Raw genomic sequence first — 16,436 nt, forward strand, 5'->3', positions numbered from 1 at the left:
CAAAGGCTTGAACCAATCCGTTCAATTAGGAGAACACCATGCCTGTCAGCGACTATCAACTTATCGAGGCCTGGAAGCAGGTCTTGACGCTCTCGAACCTGGAGCGCGGCCAAAGCGTTACCATCTTGACCAGTTCCGCCACGCATCCGCAAACCTTGGCGGCTGCGACGATAGCAACCCAAGCCATGGGAGCGGTCGTCAACCGCCTTGATCTGCCGCCCGTCAATGCCGAAAAGGCGCTAAGCCGCGACCCGCTGGCCTACTTGGGTACGACCCCGCTTACTGGCAATCGTCCCGCCATCGCCGCCTTGAAAGAAAGCGACCTCGTGCTGGACCTGATGACGTTATTGTTTTCACCCGAACAGCACGAAATTCTTGCGTCCGGCACCAAGATCCTGCTGGCGGTCGAGCCGCCCGAAATCCTGGTGCGCACGGTGCCGACCGAGGGCGACCGGGCGCGGGTGAAGGCGGCTTCGGCGCGCATCGCCAAAGCCAAGGAGATGACGGTCGTTTCTGCGGCGGGAACCGATCTGCGTTGCCCGCTGGGACAGTTCCCGGTAATCAGCGAGTATGGCTTTGTCGACCAGCCGGGGCGGTGGGACCACTGGCCCAGCGGCTTTGCGCTGACCTTTCCCGACGAGGGCGGGGCCAACGGACGCATTGTCATCGACGTGGGCGACATCCTGCTGCCGCAAAAATCCTATACCACCAGCCGCATCGAGCTGACCGTTGAAAACGGCTACGCCACCAAGATCGAAGGCGGTATCGACGCTGAATTGCTGCGCGACTATATGGCCTCGTTCAACGACCCCGAAGGCTATGCGATTTCGCATATAGGCTGGGGCCTGCAGCCGCGTTGCCACTGGTCCACGCTTTCGCTGTACGACAAGGAACAGACCATAGGCATGGACGCGCGCGCCTTTGAAGGCAATTTCCTGTTTTCCCTGGGGCCCAACAACGAAGCCGGCGGCAGCCGGACCACGGCCTGCCATATCGATATCCCGCTGCGCCATTGCACGGTGCGGCTTGATGGCGAAGACATGGTCCGCGACGGCAAGGTGCTGGACGGGGGCGTGAAATGAGCCAGGGCAACGACGTGCAAACTTATGCGCGCCAGGGATTTGGCGCACGGCTTGAACTGAAAAAGCCGGTGGGCCTGTTGATCATCGACTTCGTCAATGGCTTTGCCGATCCGAAGGTGTTTGGCGGCGGCAATATTGCGCAGGCCATTGCCAATACGGTGCCGCTGCTGGCGCATGCGCGCGAGTGCGGCTGGGCGGTGGCGCATAGCCGTATTGTCTTTGCCGACGACGCCGCGGACAACAATATTTTCAGCTTGAAAGTGCCCGGCATGCTTACGCTTAAAGAACACGAGCACAATAGCGCCATCGTGCCGGAACTGACGCCGGCCCAGGGCGAGCTGGTGGTGCGCAAGACCGTACCGTCGGCCTTCTTTGGCACGACGCTGGCGGCATGGCTGGCTCAGCGCGGCGTGCAGACTTTGGTAGTGGCGGGTGCGGTTACCAGCGGCTGCGTGCGCGCCAGCGTGGTCGATGCCATGCAGTATGGTTTTCGGCCGTTGGTGCTGGCCGACTGCGTGGGCGACCGCGCCCTGGATCCGCACGATGCCAATTTGTTCGATATGGAGCAAAAATACGCCACGGTGCTGAACCGCGATGAAGCGCTGAAGGCGCTGGCTGCTATCTAAGCAAGCCTTTGCTCAAGCAAGAATCCCCCAAGAGCTTCGTTCCTGGGGGATTTTTTTGGACTGGACCCAAGCGCTGCCTTTGTGGCGGGGCGGCTGTGCAGGCCGGCCGCGCCAAGGCGCAGCAGCCCAATGCGCAAGCTTAAACGGGATAGACCAGGTCGTTGGCCAGGATGGCCGTGTCATAGATTACCTGGCGCTCCTTGAGCAGGAGTTTGTCGCCGCCGGCCTGGACAAAGCGGTCGTAGTAACGGCCGGCCAAGTGGACGGTGGAAGGGCCTTCGACCAGGGTTTGAATCAGCAGGAAGTTGGCTTCGGCCTCGACCTCGCCATCGGCGGTTTCGTCGATGATGCGAATATTGGTCACCAGGTGCAGGTTATGGCGCGGCGCAAACATCTGCGTGCGGCCGATCGCCACGGCGCGGTCATGCATCATGTCGCGCCCTTCGGCATATACCAGCCCGACAGGCAGCTTCAGGTCGGCGTTCTGGCGCGAGGTAATGCGGTACAGCGCGTCTTCGGTAAAGAACTCGGGCCATAGCTCAACGTCGCCGGTGTCCAGCACGGCACAATATTCTGCATGAAAGTCGTTGATCTGCGCCCGCAGCAGTCGCGACCGCGCCGGATCGATGCGCGCAGGCGTATAGGTGTAGTCCATTTTCATAGTGTTGAGCATGTCAGAAATCCATTACGCCGCGGTAGTATTGATACATGGCCCGGATGGCCGCTTCCGAGATCAGCGATTCGGACGTGCCGATCTTGCCGGAGTCCAGCTTGATGACATTGACGTTGCTGCTGGAGCGGCGCACGCCTTCCTGCACGAACTTCATGGCTTCGTTGTCTTCCAGGCCGAGAAAGCCCGAGGGGCCCATCAGGTTGCCCTGGCGCAGGCGGTGGCGCGTCATTTCCTCGGTGTCGTCGGCATAGCCGAACATGGTCCATTCCATGATCATACTGTTGGGGCCGTTGGGAATGATCTGGCGCACGCCCATGGTGTTCATTTCGCGCTGTACGACGAGATTGGGCCAGACGGTTTGCATGGTGACCGACCAGGGCGAGTCGAATTCCTTGATGAATTCCAGGAAGCGTTCATCGCGCAAGCGCATGCCGTCGTTGAACGAGCGCATTTCTTTCTTGGTTTCTTCGCTGACGGCGGCGTAGAGATCGTCGGTTTTGGCGGAGCCCATGATGCCGTGGCGGCCGTGCTTGGAGTCGGCCAGCATCATGGATTTGTTGCCGGCCACCAGCAGGCCGAAGACGACCAGGAAGGAGTGCAGCAGGGTGGCGTGGTAGGGATCCTTCAGGTTCTCGTGGTACATCTTCCAGTTGCATGGCACTTCGTTGCGGTAGTAGCCCAGTATCTTCAGGGGCTTGCCGGGGAAGGCCACATTGAAGTCTTCCAGGATCTCCGGGGTCAGGTATTGCTCGATGGGTTCGACCTTGTCGGAGTACGAGGCGAACACCACGCCGTGGTGGGTGGTGACGTTCAGCTTGCGCAGGCCATGGTCTTCGTTGCGAAAATCGCGCGGCATGCCGCCCGCCTTGTTGACGCCGCGCTTGAATGGCACGCCCTGCAGATTGCCTTTCAGGTCGTACGACCACTGGTGATAAGGGCAAACGAACTCGTTGGCGTTGCCGTGGCTGTGGCGGCAGAACTCGGCGCCGCGATGGGCGCAGCGGTTTTCAAAAACATGCAAAGAACCGTCTTGCGCGCGCGAGACGACAACCGGTGTGGCGCCCACGAACGAGCGCTTGTAGTCGCCCGGATTGGGGATTTCGGTCTCCAGGGCCACGTAGTTCCAGGTGTCGCCGTGGAAAATGCGTTCCATTTCGCGGTCGTAGACTTCCTGGCTGGTGTAGACCCAGTCGGGAATGGCGTCCAGGCCTTCGGCGGGCCAGGCGCAATCGGCCAGCGCTGCATCTTTGGAGCCGACAGTTTGTCCGATGACGGATTGTGATTGATACATGGAAGGTCTCCTGAGGTATTCGGTAAGTGCCGGTCAGCCGGGCGTTGCCGCCAGGGCCTGGGCCGCTTTGGCAAACGCCCGTACGGTCATGCTTTCGTCGCAGAACTGTGCGGCTTCGACAGGCAAGGCGCGCTCGAGCAGGGGGCGCAGCGCGCGCAGGTCGCCGCCGGCATTGACCGCCAGGGCCTGATAAGGCTTGCCGCCGTGCAATCCCAGCATGATGAAGCGTGGCGAGTCGGACGCGGAATCCAGGCTGCCCCGCACGATGTAGTCCAGGTCGGGGCGGGGCAGGCCCAGCATCTGGATATTGCAGTCGAACTGGTCGGTCCAGAACCATGGGTACGCGGCGGGCTCGGCGTCTTGCCCAAGCATGGAGCAGGCGGCGATTCGGGCCTGTTCATTGGCGTTTTGCCAGGACTCCAGGCGCAACGGCAAGGCGGTGTCGGCGCGGGTCTGGCTGGTGCAGTCGCCCGCCGCATATATGTAAGGGTCGCTGCTGCGGCAGTGCGCGTCGACTGCGATGCCGCCGTTGGACATATCGACCCGCAAGCCGGCGCTGCCGGCCAGTAGGGTGCTGGGCGCCAGGCCGATGGCGACGGCGACTGCGGCGGCCTGGATGCGGGTACCGTCGGCAAGGCCCAGAATGGCCGGCTGGCCGGCGTCGTCGGGCAATTGAACGTCGGCGATGGCTTGGCCGGTATAGAGTTTGGCGCCGTATTGCGCAATGCGTTCCTGCATCCAGGCAGAAAAAATCGGCGGGACGACGCGCGCAAGAACGCGCGGCGCGGTTTCGACGATGGATACGTCAACGCCCAGGCCAAGTGCCGTCGAGGCGATTTCCAGCCCCAGGAACCCGCCGCCGACCACGGCAATATGCTGGCCTGGGCGCAATCGTGCGCGCAGCGCGCGTGCGTCGTCCAGCGTGCGCAGGTAATGCACCGCCGGCGATGACGCCGGGAAAGCGGGCAGGGTGCGGGCCGTGCCGCCGGTGGCCAGCAGGCAGCGGTCGTAGCCTAGACGGGTGCCGTCGGACAGCACGGCCTGGCGGGCGCTGGGGTCCAGAGCGCAGACTTCGACGCCCAGGCGCAAGTCGACCTGCTGGCTGTGGAAGAAGTCGGGCGCCTTGACGGCGATGGCCGGTTCGGGGGTGTCGACGGCGGCCAGGACCGACTTGGACAGCGGCGGCCTTTCGTATGGAGCATGGGCTTCATTGCCGACCACCGTAATGCGGCCGGAGTAGCCATGGTCGCGCAGGGCGGAGGCGGCAACCGCCGCCGCCTGGCCCGCGCCGACTATAAGAATGGAAGAGATGGACGTCATGCTGGTTCTCGATGCGCCGGTCGGCTATAAGGCGACGAAGATATCCTGGCCTTCGGTTTTGACGGGATAGGTCTGGACGCCGACTGTGGCCGGCGCGCACATGGCCTGGCCGGTGCGCAGGTCGAACTTGGCCTGATGCAGCGGGCATTCGATGCAGCCATCTTCAAGGAATCCGTCGGACAGCAACGCATATTGATGGGTACAGACGTTGTCGGTAATGAACAGTTCGTCGTCGCATTGATGTAGCGCCAATTGTTTGCCCTGGACTTCGATTGCCAACGACTCGTCGGCTGCTATTTGGTCCACGCTTGCGATTTTTATCCAGTTCATAAAGCCATGTATCTTTGAGTTTTACGATTAATATAGTCAGTATGCTGTATATCTATTGGTCCAAATATTGGGGTTTCCACTAGTTTTTGGCCGCATCAGGGCGGCATCCCGCCGGTTTTGCGGCGGCGCTCGCCCGGACTTGAGAAAAGCGGCGGCCATACAGGAGAATTGCGGCGTTGGCCGAGGTATTTCAATTGCCTCATTTCGAAGGGCCTATGCATTAAATCTCCGTATTTACCCTCGTTGACACTGAATTTATTGATCAGCATACTAACAAATCACTCAGCGTGCTGACGGATTTTTTGCCGGATGCTCCGTGCAAACTTTCTGCAACGGCGCTGGGCGCTAAGGAGACAAGCTGGCGGCCATGGTCAATAAACATGCTCCCGCTATGCAATTGCCGCATCGACAAGCCAAACCAATATCCAATTCATAAAAGGAGCTGTACATGCAACGACGCCGCTTTCTTACACAGGTCGCCGCCGCTACCGGGGCAGGACTGGCAACCGTGGGCTTGCCCGCCATTGCCGCACAAACGCCTACCGTGCGCTGGCGCATGTCCACAGGCTGGCCTAAAAGCCTGGACGCCATTTACGGCTCCGCCGCCGAACTCTGCAAACGCGTTGGCGAGCTTACCGAAGGCAAGTTCGAAATACGCGCCTTCCCGGGCGGCGAAATCGTGCCTTATGCCCAAAACATGGAAGCCGTCGGCAATGGCACGGTTGAATGCAACCATGTGCTGGCAACCGCCCACATCGGCACCAATACGGCGGTGGCATTCGACACCGGCCTGTCGTTCGGCATGAATGCGCGCCAGCACAACTCCTGGATCCAATATGGCGGCGGCATGGAAATGCTGCGCGCCATGTACAAGCAGTACAACATCGTCAACTTCGTGTCGGGCAACGTGGGCGTGCAAATGGGCGGCTGGTTCCGCAAGGAAATCAAATCGCTGGCCGACCTGAAGGGCCTGAAAATGCGCATCGGCGGCATTGGCGGCATGGTGCTGTCCAAGCTGGGCGCGATACCGCAGCAGATTCCTCCCGGCGACATCTATCCGTCGCTGGAAAAAGGCACGATCGACGCGGCCGAATGGATAGGACCTTACGATGACGAAAAACTCGGCCTGAACAAGGTTGCGCCCTACTACTATTCGCCGGGCTGGTTCGAAGGCAGTGCCTCGATCACCACCATGGTCAACGAGAAAGCATGGAATGCCTTGCCTCCCGTTTTCAAGGCGGCATTCGAGTGCGCTTGTAATGAACAGGCGCTGCGCATGCTGGCCAACTACGACGCGCATAATCCCGCGGCACTGCGCAAGCTGGTTGCCGGCGGCGCCAAGCTGGGCTACTTTCCCAAGGACGTCATGCAGGCCGCATACAAGGGCTCGCAAGAATTGTGGACCGAGCTTTCGGCCAAGAATCCCGACTTTGCAAAAATCTATCCCAGCTGGAAAAAATACCAGGAAGACGAGGCAAGCTGGTTCCGTGTAGCGGAAAACGCACTCGATAACTTTACCTTCAACGCTTTGGCGCAGCGCTAGTTGTAAAAGCGCGGGCATTGTAGGTCATTAACAGGCAGGTCAAGTAATGAAACTCTCCGATCACCCCACGAAGGCGGCCAAGGAACAGGGCGTGGGGGCACGTCTGCTGCGCAAGGAGGACGCCCGGCATCTGCAAGGCAAGGGCAACTTCATCGGCAACATGAGCATGCCCAATATAAGCGAGGTCGCGTTCTTGCGCAGCCCGCTAGCCCATGCCCGGATTGCCGCCACGCGCGTTGCCCAAGAAGCGGAAAACGTATTCCTGCGCGATTCGCTGACTGGGGTGCTGGACATCGTGGCGGATTCCACCTTGCCTTCGTACCAGGTGTCGGCCATGCCGCCCCTGGCGCATGGCAAGGTGCGCTACGTCGGAGAACCGGTGGCCATGGCTTTTGCGCCCACGCGCGCACAGGCCGAAGACCTGACCGAGCTGATCGAGGTCGATTACGACGACCTGCCTGTTTATGTGGATGTGGCAAGCGCCGCGGCGGCCACGTCCGACCTGATCCACGACGAGTGGAAAGACAACGTTTTCGTCAGCCTCAGCGCCGACAAGGACTTCGACAAGCTTGCGGCCCAGGCCGACGTGGTCGTTACCCGCAAAATGAATTTGTCGCGCCAGTGCATGCTGCCTATGGAAGGCATGGCCGTGCTGGCGTACTGGGACCACCAGGCCGACCAGCTGGTGGTGTATGCCTCGACCCAGGTTCCACATTTAATCCGCACCGGCATCGCTCAGTTCCTGCAAATGGACCAGGAGCAGGTGCGGGTCATTTCGCCCGATGTCGGCGGGGGCTTCGGCTATAAGTGCGTATTGCAGCGCGAAGAGCTTTGCGTTGCCTGGCTGGCCAAGACGTACAAACGGCCCTTCCGTTACCTGGAGGACCGGCGCGAGCACTTGATTGCCGGCGCAAATACCCGCGAACACCATTATGAAATGACGGCCTACGCCGATCGCAAGGGCCGCTTGCTGGCGCTGGACGCCAAAATAACCATCAACGGCGGCGCGTATTCTGTATGGCCGTTTACCACCGGGCTGGAAACAGGACAGGCATTGGGCAACCTGCCCGGGCCGTATGCATTCCAGGGCTATCGCTGCACCACGCGCTGCGTCGCCACCAACAAGCCGGCATTCCTGCCGTATCGCGGCGTGGCCCGCACGGGCGTTTGCTTTGCCATGGAACTGACCATGGACGCGCTGGCCCGCGAAGTGGGCCGCGAACCCTGGGAAGTGCGCCTGGAAAATCTGGTCCAGCCCGAGCAAATGCCGTATGTCAACGTCACCAACAAGCACTTCGACAGCGGCGACTATCCCGCCAGCCTGCGCCGCGCCCTTGAAATGATCGATGCGCAAGGCGTGCGCGAACGCCAGCAGCACGCAGAACCCGACGGCCGCCTTATCGGCCTGGGCGTGGCTACTTATACCGAGCAGTCGGCGCATGGCACATCGGTATTCGCCGCCTGGGGCACGCCCGTCATCCCGGGCTTCGACCAGGCCGCGGTGCGCATGACGCCCGACGGCGGCCTTGAAATCAAAGTGGGCGTGCATTCGCACGGGCAGGGCATGGAGACCACGTTCGCCCAGATCGCCAACGAAATACTCGGCGTCGATGTGGCGCGCATACGCCTGGTGCACGGCGACACCGGGCGCACACCGTATTCCACGGGCACCTACGCATCGCGCTCGCTGGTCATGTCGGGCGGCGCAGTGTCCCGTGCATGCAAGCAGCTTTTGCCGAACCTGCAAAAAATAGCCGGCCATTTGATGGGTGCCGATTCCTGGCTGGTTCAGTTCGAGAACGGCATGGCGATAGCCGGCGATAAAAGCATCCCTTTGGCGCAGGTCGCCAATGCCTGGTATTTGAATCCGCAGTTGCTGCCCGCGGACGTCGACCCTGCGGGCCTGGAGGTCAGCGTGGGCTACAAGCCCAAGGTGGACACCGGCAGTTTTTCATACTGCAGCCAGGCGGCCATCGTGGCCGTGGACCCCGGCACGGGATCGGTCGAAATCCTGGACTACGTGGTGGTGGAAGATTGCGGCACCATGATCAACCCCATGGTGGTCGAAGGCCAGGCCATAGGCGGAATTGCGCAGGGCATAGGCACGGCGCTGTATGAAGAAACGCCTTACGACGAGTACGGCCAACCGCTGGCATCGACGCTGGCCGACTACGTAATGCCCGGGGCGACGGAAGTGCCCAATATCCGCTTCGACCATTTTGAAACGCCTTCGCCTCATACCGAATTCGGCGCCAAGGGCGTCGGCGAGGGCGGTGCAATCGCGCCGCCGGCCGTTATCTTCGGCGCGGTCAACGACGCCTTGCGCGGACTGGGCGTTGAAGTATCGCAAACACCCCTGACGCCGCATCGTCTTCTGGAGGCGCTGGCGCAGGGACGCGAGGCGGGCCTTGCGGCCGCCAGCGGCAAGCAGGGAGCAGGACAATGAAGGCGGCAAAATTCGAACACACACATGCAAGCACCGTCGCCGACGCGTTAAGCGCGCTGGCGGGCCTTGACGGCGCCTGCAAGGTCATGGCGGGCAGCCAGTCGCTGGGACCCATGTTGAACCTGCGCCTCGCGCGTCCGGCCGCCGTGGTGGATATTTCGAGCGTGCAAGAGTTGCGCACCGTTACCGAAGTCGGCGATACCGTGCGCGTCGGTGCGGCCGTTACCCATGCACAAATCGAAGACGGCGTGTTCGAGCCATTGCGCGGGCATATGCTGCAAGAAGTGGCAGGGCGCATTGCATACCGTGCTGTGCGCAACCGCGGCACCCTGGGCGGAAGCCTGGCGCACGCCGACCCCGCGGCCGACTGGGTATTGGCGGCCACGGCGCTGGCGGCCGAAATTGAAATCGTTTCAGCGAAAGGTACGCGGCGTGTCGCCATGCCGGCGTTCATGCATGGCGCATACACGACCGAGGTCGGCCCCGATGAAATGATTGCCGCGATCTACATACCCAAGAAAAACGCCGGCGCGCGGTGGGGCTATTACAAGTTTTGCCGCAAGACCGGCGAATTCGCCGAAGCCAGTTGCTCGGCTTATTTCGACCCGGCCGCAAAAGTGGCGCGTATTGCCGTGGGTGCGCTGGACGGCGCCCCGCGCTACCTGAACGAGCTGGCGGGCCGTGTCGCGCAAGAAGGATTGAAGGCCGCGGATGCGGATTCGATCGCCGCGGCGATCGAGACCATTACGCCGGACAAGAGTGCGGTCGACCGACGTTTGTATGCCACGGTGGTTGAACGTTGTTTGCGCCAGGCGCTGGGCCAGTAGAGGAATGCAAATGTCTGAAGTATCAATGGAAATCAATGGCCGCATGGTGGCCCGCGACGTCGCACCGCGTACCCATCTGGGCGACTTCCTGCGCGAAGAAGTGCGCCTGACCGGCACCAACCTAAGTTGTGAACACGGCGTTTGCGGGGCATGCACGGTGCTGCTCGACGGCCAACCGGTGCGCTCCTGCATTACGTTTGCCGTTGCTTGCGACGGCCGCCAGGTCACGACCATCGAGGGCTACGACGACGACCCCATCATGAGCCGTGTGCGTGCCGCATTTCATCAACACCACGCTTTGCAGTGCGGCTTTTGCACGCCAGGCATGGTGGCCACGGCGCGCGATATTGTGTTGCGGCTGCCCGAGGCCGACGAGGCCCGGGTGCGCATCGAATTGTCCGGAAACATTTGCCGTTGCACGGGATATCAGGGGATTACGGCTGCGGTCATGTCGGTGCTTTCAGACCTGCGCGCGCAGCCCGATGCCCAGGTTGACGCTTTGCGCAGCTTGATGGCGGAAGGCAAAACGGCCTTGCTGCCGGCGGCGCAAGCAAGCGCTGCGGCGTTTACCGGCTTCAAGGCCGAGCAGCCCGCGGCGGCGCCAGTCCAGCCGCAGCCGGCGGCTACGGCAGCTGCGCCAGCGGGCGCGGCGGGCAAGGGCTCCAGCATCCAGGGCGGCTTCGACGTGCCTTTCCCCGCAGCGCAGGTATGGGCCTTCATGGCCGACCTGCCGGCGGTCGCCAGTTGCCTGCCGGGCGCGGTGATCGAAGAGCAGGACGGCGACAGCGTCAAGGGCAAGATTGCCATCAAGTTCGGCCCGATGGCGGCGGCTTTCAACGGCACGGCGCAACTGGAACGCAACGAGCAGCAAATGTCGGCGATGTTGCGCGGCTCGGGCCAGGACTCGCTAAGCCAGTCGCGAGCCAAGGGCGATATCGGCTACCGGGTGCTGGCGGTTTCCGAGCAGGCAAGCCGGGTCGAAGTCGACCTGCTGTACGCCTTGCAAGGCCCGCTGGCGCAATTTTCGCGGTCGGGGCTGGTGCAGGACTTCGTGCGCCGCATGATTGCCGATTTCGGGCGCAACGTGACCTTGCGCCTGCAGAACCCGGCGGGGGCAGGCCAAGCCTTGCCGCAGGCCGAACTGAAGCCATTCAGGATGTTCATGGGTGTGCTGTGGGAAAGAATCAAGCGTCTTTTCGGCGCATAGCGCTCGAGCCAGGTGCCGATACAGAGTAGGAAATCCACTTTTTTCATATTAGGCGAGGTTGATGATGAAAAAGATAATGTCTGCTGCGTGGCTGCGTATTGCGATGAGCGCGACGGGGTGTCTGATGGCTGCTGCGGCGGCGACCGCCCAAAGCCTTGAGCCCCTGGCTGTGCGCCTGGACTGGACGCCCTGGGGCGTTCATGCTGCCTTTCATCTGGCGCAGCAAAATGGCTGGTATAAGCAGGCCGGCCTGGATGTGCGTTTCGAGGACGGCAATGGTTCTGTGACGACGGTGCAGATCGTGGGCTCGGGCGACAGCTTCGACGTGGGCCACGCGGCCCTGGCGTCGATGATGATTGCGCGCGACAAAGGCTTGCCGGTCAAGGCTGTGGCGGTTTTTGCACGGCGCAGCGACATAGGCCTGCTGGTACCGGACGATTCGAATATCAAGGGGCCGGCCGACCTGAAAGGCAAGAAAGTGGTCTACACCGCGGGTTCCCTGGAAGCGCCTTTCATCGATTCCTTCCTGGCGGCCGGCGGCATCAAGCGCAGCGATGTCGAGCTGCTTAATGTGGATGCCGCCAGCAAGGCAACTACCTATGCGGTAGGCCGTGCGGATGCGGGCGTTTCGACGATTCCCTTCTTTTTGCCTGTGGTTTCGCAGTCGCGTCCTTCGCATGCCATCAGCTTTGCCGACTACGGCCTGAACATGCCCAGCTTCGGCATTTTCGCCAATGAAGACAAGCTGAAGACGCGCGGTGAAGCCATTTCCAAGTTTGCCAGCGTAACCGCCCGCGCCTGGCAGTACATATACGACGGCCATCAGGACGAGGCCGTCAATGCCATCATCGCGCAGCGTCCGCAGGCGCGCCTGGATCGCAAGGTGTTGCGCGGCCAGATCGATGCGCTGAAGCCTTTCTTCGGTACGCCGCCGGCTGGCACGCCGATGGGCGCACCCGTGCCGGCCAATTGGGAACAGGCCGTCAAGACCTTGTCCTCCGTGGGCCTGATCGGCACCAAGGCTCCGGCAACCGATTACTACGTCAGCGGCCTGGTTCATCCCGAAAAATACGACGCGATGGTGTCCAAGAAATGAGCGTATCGGCCGTACATGCCCATAATTTGTCCAAGCAGTATCCGGGCTCTCGCGGCGTTCAGGCGCTGGCGGGCGTCAGCGCCGATATCGGGCTGGAGCGTTTCGTCAGCATCCTTGGGCCCAGCGGCTGCGGCAAGAGTACGTTCTTGCGGTGCGTGGCCGGGCTCGAGGACGTAACCGGGGGCGAGCTAAGCGTCAATGGCAAGCCGGTGCAGGGGCCGCCCGACGATATCGGCATGGTGTTTCAGCGCGATGCCCTGCTTGAATGGCGCAGCATCCGCAAGAACATTCTGCTGCCTGTCGAGTTCGCCAAGAAGCAATCGTCGGCATATCAGGAAAAAGTGGACTATCTGCTTAACCTGACGGGCCTGAGCGATTTCGGCTCGAGCTACCCGCGCGAATTGTCGGGCGGGATGCGGCAGCGCGCGGCAATCTGCCGGGCGCTGGTCGACGATCCGAAACTGTTGCTGATGGACGAGCCTTTCGGTGCGCTGGATGCGTTTACGCGCGACCAGATGAATGTCGAACTGCAGCGCATCTGGATGCAGACGCGCAACACCGTGCTGTTCGTGACCCACGGTATTTCCGAAGCTGTTTTCCTGGGCGATGTCGTCATGGTGTTTTCGCCCAGGCCGGGGCGCCTGGTGGAAACCATCGAGATCGACTTGCCTCGCCCACGCCATTTGTCGGTGCGCGAAACGCCCGAATTCGGCCGCTATGTTGCTCATATCCGCGGCATCTTCGAGGAAATGGGGCTGATCAACGAAAAAGGGGCTGCCGTATGAAGGCTCATCTTAACCAGCTGGGCACGGGCGCCGCCGGGCTGTTTTCGCTGATAGTCGTGTTCGTCATCTGGGAAATCGCGTGCCGGGTGCTGCATGTGCGCGCCATTATGCTGCCGCTGCCTTCGCAGATTCTTGCCGAACTGGCCGCCGAGTTTCCCTGGTACATGCAGCACAGCCTGTACACCTTGATGACGACGCTTGGCGGATTTGCCTTGTCGGTCGTTGGCGGCGTGCTGATTGCTGTTGCGCTGGTCGGGTCGCGCATGTTCGAGCGCTTTCTGTATCCCTTGATCATCGGTTTCAACAGCGTGCCCAAAGTAGCGCTGGCCCCTTTGTTCGTGGTGTGGCTGGGTACAGGCGCTGAGCCCAAGATCGCCATCGCCTTCTTGATTGCCGTGTTCGCGATCATCGTGGATACAGTGCATGGCTTGCGCTCGGTGCCCCAGGATGTGACCGATCTGGGCAAGGTCCTGAAGGGCTCGGCCTGGGATTTCTTTTTCAAGGTAAAGCTGCCCTGCGCACTGCCTTCTATTGTTGCCGGCATGAAGGTCGCCATGTCGCTGGCCCTGGTCGGCGCGATTGTGGGCGAGTTCGTTTCGTCGCAGCGTGGCCTGGGCTATGTGATCATGAGCGCGCAAGGAACCTTCGATACGGTGCGTGTATTTGCCGCGCTGTTCTTGCTTGCCGTGATGGGGCTGGTGTTGTATGGGGCGCTGGCCTGGATAGAGCGTCGCGCTACGCCGTGGCGGCAAATACATAACGAATAGAAGATCGTTTTAATTTCGATTGCCGTAGATGCATGGCTGCCGGAATCGGCTGCCGTAGGATTAGTGCGCTATTAAAGGGGAACCCATGCGCGGCTTGCTTGTTTTATCTCGCTTCATCGACAGTATCAATAACTGGGTCGGCCGCGCCGTGGCCTGGGTCATATTGATCGTCGTGATCGTCAGCTCCACGAACGCGGTCTTTCGCAAGGCGTTCGATCTTAGCTCGAACGCGTGGCTGGAGTTGCAGTGGTACCTGTTCGGCGCCATTTTCTTGCTGGCCGCCGGTTTTACCCTGCTCAACAACGAACATGTGCGAGTCGACATCCTGTCGTCGCGACTGCCCGAAAAAGGCCAGGTTGCCGTGGAAATCTTCGGCGTGCTGGTGTTGATGCTGCCGGTGTGCATGCTGGTGCTGTGGTTGTCTTTTCCCATGCTGATGGACTCTTATACGACCCACGAAATGTCGTCCAACGCCGGCGGGCTGGTGCGCTGGCCGGTCAAGCTGCTTATTCCCGTCGGCTTCATCCTTCTGGTTTTGGCGGGCATCTCTCATTTGATCAAGTGCATAGGCTTTCTTGCCGGCGCCTGCCCCAATCCGACGCGCCGCAATGAGGCCAAGTCGGCCGAGGAACTGCTGGCCGAAGACATCCTTGGCGTGGCCGACGCCGAATACCCACAACAAGAACAAGAGAAGGGACGTTGATCATGGATTTTCTTATGTTGAATATGGCGCCGGTGATGTTCGCCACGCTGGTTTTGTTCTTGTTGCTGGGCTTTCCGGTGGCGTTTACGCTGGCGGCGCACGGTTTGTTGTTCGGCCTGCTGGGAATAGAGCTGGGGTTTTTCACGCCGGTGCTGTTCCAGGCCCTGCCGCAGCGTATTTTCGGCATCATCGCCAACGACACCCTGCTGGCGATACCGTTCTTTACTTTCATGGGGCTGATACTTGAACGCTCGGGCATGGCCGAAGACCTGCTGGAAACCATCGGGCAGTTGTTCGGCCCGCTGCGCGGCGGCCTGGCCATTGCGGTGGTCGTGGTTGGTGCCATGCTGGGCGCGACGACCGGCGTGGTGTCTGCGTCGGTGATCTCCATGGGGCTGATCTCGCTACCCATTATGTTGCGCTATGGCTATGACCGGCGCCTGGCAAGCGGGGTGATTGCGGCTTCGGGAACGCTGTCGCAGATTATTCCGCCTTCGCTGGTGCTGATCGTGCTGGCCGACCAACTGGGCAGGTCGATTGGCGATATGTACCGCGGCGCCATCATTCCGGGCGGAATCATGGTCGGGATGTACATTCTGTATGTGCTGGTCGTGTCGCTGTTGCGCCCCAATGCGGCGCCGGCCATTCCTGAAAGCGCGCGCACCTTCATCGAACCCAGTGGCAGCCATGGCGTCAAGTCGCTGCTGGTGCTGATGGCCATAGCCATTGCCGTGGCGGTAGGCGTGGGCGATGTGCTGCTTGTCGACGGCTCGCCCGTCGACGAGCTGATTGTGATCAGTGTCTTGATCTGGGGGTTGACGGCATTCGTCCTGGCGGTGCTGAACAAGGTGTTGCGCCTGAAGCTGCTGTCGCGGATCGCCGAGCGCGTAACTTTCGTGATGATTCCGCCTTTGTTCCTGATCTTCCTGGTGCTGGGAACCATCTTCCTGGGAATCGCCACGCCGACCGAAGGCGGGGCCATGGGCGCCGTGGGCGCCATCATCATGGCCGTACTGCGGGGGCGCCTGCCCATGGCGCTGCTGCGCCAGGCCATGATCACGACCACCAAACTTACGTCCTTCGTGGTCTTTATTCTGGTGGGCTCGACGATATTCACGCTGACCTTCCGCGGTGTAAACGGCGACTTGTGGGTGGAGCACCTGCTGATTGGCCTGCCGGGCGGGCAGATAGGCTTTTTGCTGATCGTCAGCCTGTTTACCTTCGTCCTGGCCTTCTTCCTGGACTTCTTCGAACTGGCCTTCATTATCGTGCCCCTGCTGGGGCCGGTGGCAGACAAGATGGGCATCGACCTGATCTGGTTCGGGGTGCTGCTGGCGGTGAACATGCAAACCTCGTTCATGCATCCGCCCTTTGGCTTTGCGCTGTTCTACTTGCGTTCTGTTGCGCCCAAGGAAGACTATAAAGACAAGGTAACCGGCCAGCTCATCAAAAAGGTCACGACCGGGCAAATCTACTGGGGTTCGGTGCCTTTCATCTGCATCCAGTTGCTGGTGGTGCTGATTGTGCTGATGTTTCCCACTACGGTCACGCATTACAAAAGCGGGGCTTCCACGGTGGACCCCAGTACCGTGAAGATAGACATGCACAGCGATTACGGTACCGGCGGCATGTACGGCGGCGGGGGCGGTGCGCCTGTGTTCAAGTAGCCGGTTGGCGAATAGGGGGGCATTGCCGGATAATCGATACCTTGTTGTACATTCGCATGCACGTTGTTGTGCA

At 61.1% G+C, this 16,436-nt stretch carries 15 protein-coding genes; 11 read left to right on the top strand and 4 right to left on the bottom strand.

The features are described from left to right. Positions 1-38 precede the first annotated feature (38 nt). Together DFR37_RS05915 and DFR37_RS05920 are read left to right on the top strand one after the other, a co-directional pair. The gene (locus tag DFR37_RS05915; protein ID WP_113932287.1) at positions 39-1,082 is read left to right on the top strand and encodes a 2,5-dihydroxypyridine 5,6-dioxygenase NicX family protein; all 1,044 of its coding nucleotides are present in this window, start codon (positions 39-41) and stop codon (positions 1,080-1,082) included. Then, entirely contained in the window at positions 1,079-1,708 is a 630-nt protein-coding gene (locus tag DFR37_RS05920; RefSeq protein ID WP_113932288.1) for an N-carbamoylsarcosine amidohydrolase, read from the top strand. The genes DFR37_RS05915 and DFR37_RS05920 overlap by 4 nt, the downstream gene beginning before the upstream one ends. A gap of 139 nt (positions 1,709-1,847) precedes the next feature. On the opposite strand, the gene DFR37_RS05925 is transcribed toward DFR37_RS05920, so the two are convergent. From DFR37_RS05925 to DFR37_RS05940, 4 genes are read right to left on the bottom strand one after another with little or no spacing between them, the layout of a single operon-like run. Next, entirely contained in the window at positions 1,848-2,363 is a 516-nt protein-coding gene (locus DFR37_RS05925) for an aromatic-ring-hydroxylating dioxygenase subunit beta (protein WP_113932440.1), read from the bottom strand. 19 nt (positions 2,364-2,382) lie between these two features. Next, positions 2,383-3,672, bottom strand: coding sequence for an aromatic ring-hydroxylating dioxygenase subunit alpha (locus DFR37_RS05930; RefSeq protein WP_113932289.1), 1,290 nt, complete (start codon positions 3,670-3,672; stop codon positions 2,383-2,385). 33 nt (positions 3,673-3,705) lie between these two features. After that, a complete protein-coding gene (locus DFR37_RS05935; protein ID WP_113932290.1) occupies positions 3,706-4,992 on the bottom strand; it encodes an NAD(P)/FAD-dependent oxidoreductase in 1,287 nt (428 codons plus the stop codon). Between the two features lie 24 nt (positions 4,993-5,016). After that, positions 5,017-5,322: a non-heme iron oxygenase ferredoxin subunit gene (locus DFR37_RS05940; RefSeq protein ID WP_113932291.1), complete on the bottom strand. Its 306-nt coding sequence runs from the start codon at positions 5,320-5,322 to the stop codon at positions 5,017-5,019. A 448-nt stretch (positions 5,323-5,770) separates the two neighbouring features. Between DFR37_RS05940 and DFR37_RS05945 the strand changes: the two genes are divergently transcribed. The 9 genes from DFR37_RS05945 (at position 5,771) to DFR37_RS05985 (ending at position 16,363) form a co-directional block, all read left to right on the top strand. Next, positions 5,771-6,865, top strand: a complete 1,095-nt coding sequence (locus DFR37_RS05945) for a TRAP transporter substrate-binding protein (protein WP_113932292.1) — start codon at positions 5,771-5,773, stop codon at positions 6,863-6,865. Between the two features lie 46 nt (positions 6,866-6,911). Further along, positions 6,912-9,311: a xanthine dehydrogenase family protein molybdopterin-binding subunit gene (locus tag DFR37_RS05950; protein WP_113932293.1), complete on the top strand. Its 2,400-nt coding sequence runs from the start codon at positions 6,912-6,914 to the stop codon at positions 9,309-9,311. Next, a complete protein-coding gene (locus DFR37_RS05955) occupies positions 9,308-10,138 on the top strand; it encodes an FAD binding domain-containing protein (RefSeq protein ID WP_113932294.1) in 831 nt (276 codons plus the stop codon). Before DFR37_RS05950 ends, DFR37_RS05955 begins: the two co-directional genes overlap by 4 nt. 4 nt (positions 10,139-10,142) lie before the next feature. Then, positions 10,143-11,345, top strand: a complete 1,203-nt coding sequence (locus DFR37_RS05960) for a xanthine dehydrogenase family Fe-S subunit (RefSeq protein WP_113932295.1) — start codon at positions 10,143-10,145, stop codon at positions 11,343-11,345. A gap of 58 nt (positions 11,346-11,403) precedes the next feature. Further along, entirely contained in the window at positions 11,404-12,441 is a 1,038-nt protein-coding gene (locus DFR37_RS05965; protein ID WP_379881451.1) for an ABC transporter substrate-binding protein, read from the top strand. Then, complete coding sequence (locus tag DFR37_RS05970; RefSeq protein WP_113932297.1) at positions 12,438-13,226, top strand: ABC transporter ATP-binding protein; 789 nt, start codon at positions 12,438-12,440, stop codon at positions 13,224-13,226. Before DFR37_RS05965 ends, DFR37_RS05970 begins: the two co-directional genes overlap by 4 nt. Beyond that, the gene (locus DFR37_RS05975; RefSeq protein ID WP_113932298.1) at positions 13,223-13,993 is read left to right on the top strand and encodes an ABC transporter permease; all 771 of its coding nucleotides are present in this window, start codon (positions 13,223-13,225) and stop codon (positions 13,991-13,993) included. Before DFR37_RS05970 ends, DFR37_RS05975 begins: the two co-directional genes overlap by 4 nt. Before the next feature lie 85 nt (positions 13,994-14,078). Continuing rightward, entirely contained in the window at positions 14,079-14,696 is a 618-nt protein-coding gene (locus tag DFR37_RS05980; RefSeq protein WP_113932299.1) for a TRAP transporter small permease subunit, read from the top strand. Positions 14,697-14,698: 2 nt separating this feature from the next. Beyond that, complete coding sequence (locus DFR37_RS05985) at positions 14,699-16,363, top strand: TRAP transporter large permease (RefSeq protein WP_113932300.1); 1,665 nt, start codon at positions 14,699-14,701, stop codon at positions 16,361-16,363. The last annotated feature ends 73 nt before the right edge of the window (positions 16,364-16,436 follow it).

Source organism: Eoetvoesiella caeni (assembly GCF_003315175.1).
Taxonomy (GTDB): Bacteria; Pseudomonadota; Gammaproteobacteria; order Burkholderiales; family Burkholderiaceae_B; genus Eoetvoesia; species Eoetvoesia caeni.